We start from the raw sequence: 1,300 nt of genomic DNA, 5'->3' as shown, positions 1-1,300 counted from the left end.
TGCGGCCCAGAACCAGGGGCAGGCCCCCGGCGCAACAGCCACGCAGGAACAGCTTTACGACTACGTGTTTCAGGCGGCGGCCTTCAAGGGTGAGGACGATGCTAACAGGCTGCGCAAGCGCCTCGAAGGCCGGGGACTGCGCACACGCCTGCAAAAAAGCGGCAAGGTGCAACTGGTCATGATCAACCTGCGTGGTACGGAGCGTGACGCCGACAATCTGCGCGAGGAGCTTAAACGCATGAAACTGGGCGCGCCCATACAGACATCCAAAAAAGCCGTTCCCGGCAAAAGCCGTAAAACGGCCAGGTGAGGAAGTCATGACGCAATCCTTTGCTCCCGCAGCCTTTTTACGCCGCATCGGCAGGCCCTGCCTGCGCGGCGTTGATGCCCTGGGCGGCACGGCCATTTTCTTTTTTGAGGGGCTGGCCCAGATATTTGCCAGCAGAAAGATTTTCCCGCGCACGATGCAGCAGCTTTATATCATAGGCTCAAAATCCTTCTTTCTTATCATGCTCATTGGGGTGTTCTGCGGTATGGTGCTGGGCTTGCAGGGTTACTATACCCTGGTGCAGTTCGGTTCCGTGGGCATGCTCGGCTCTGCCGTATCGCTGACGCTCATCCGCGAACTGGGGCCGGTGCTCACCGCCATCATGCTCACCGGGCGCGCCGGGTCATCCATGACCGCCGAAATCGGCGTCATGCGCATCACCGACCAGATCGACGCCCTGGATGTTATGGACATCAACTCCATGGGCTACCTTGTGAGCCCGCGCCTTGTGGCCTCGTTCATCGCCTTTCCCCTGCTTACCGCCGTGTTTGACGTTATCGGCATCATCGGCGGCTACCTCACGGGCGTGCTCATGCTCGGCATCAACGAGGGAGCCTATTTTTACCGCATCGCCAGTTCCGTCACCATGACGGACGTGGCCGGGGGCTTCATAAAGTCTGTGGTCTTCGGCCTGCTGGTCACCACCATATGCTGCCGCCAGGGCTACTACACCAACAAGCGGCGCGACAGCGTGGGGCCGGAAGCCGTGGGCAACGCCACCACCTCGGCCGTGGTCATATCCTGCGTGCTTATTCTCGCGGCGGACTACGTTATCACCTCTTTCCTGCTCTGATATGTCTACGCTCAATGCCAAAGGACCTGTGACGGTTATGGGCATCGACCCCGGCTCACAGCGCACGGGCTGGGGCGTGGTGCGCGAAGTTTCGGGCGTGTTGCATCTGGTGGACTGCGGCGTGGTGCGCACGTCCTCGGCGGGCAAGGCTTTTTCGGACCGTCTGGCATGCATCTATC

Annotated in this window: 3 protein-coding genes; all 3 read left to right on the top strand. The window is 60.3% G+C overall.

The genetic code is table 11. From position 1 onward, the window contains the following. The coding region (locus V6C07_RS07115) for an SPOR domain-containing protein (RefSeq protein WP_333535657.1) at positions 1-310 on the top strand (310 nt) is incomplete at its 5' end. Between the two features lie 7 nt (positions 311-317). After that, positions 318-1,121, top strand: a complete 804-nt coding sequence (locus V6C07_RS07110; protein ID WP_333535656.1) for an MlaE family ABC transporter permease — start codon at positions 318-320, stop codon at positions 1,119-1,121. Between the two features lies 1 nt (position 1,122). Further along, the coding region (locus tag V6C07_RS07105) for a crossover junction endodeoxyribonuclease RuvC (RefSeq protein ID WP_333535658.1) at positions 1,123-1,300 on the top strand (178 nt) is incomplete at its 3' end.

The sequence above is a fragment of the Desulfovibrio sp. 1214_IL3152 genome, assembly GCF_036763055.1.
In the GTDB taxonomy this organism is placed as follows: Bacteria; Desulfobacterota; Desulfovibrionia; order Desulfovibrionales; family Desulfovibrionaceae; genus Desulfovibrio.
This window is presented reverse-complemented; position numbering and strand designations above follow the sequence as displayed.

What these genes read in the sequence shown, in the direction of transcription:
- V6C07_RS07110 (WP_333535656.1), top strand. Translation starts at nt 318, where the DNA reads ATGACGCAATCCTTTGCTCCCGCAGCCTTTTTACGCCGCATCGGCAGG.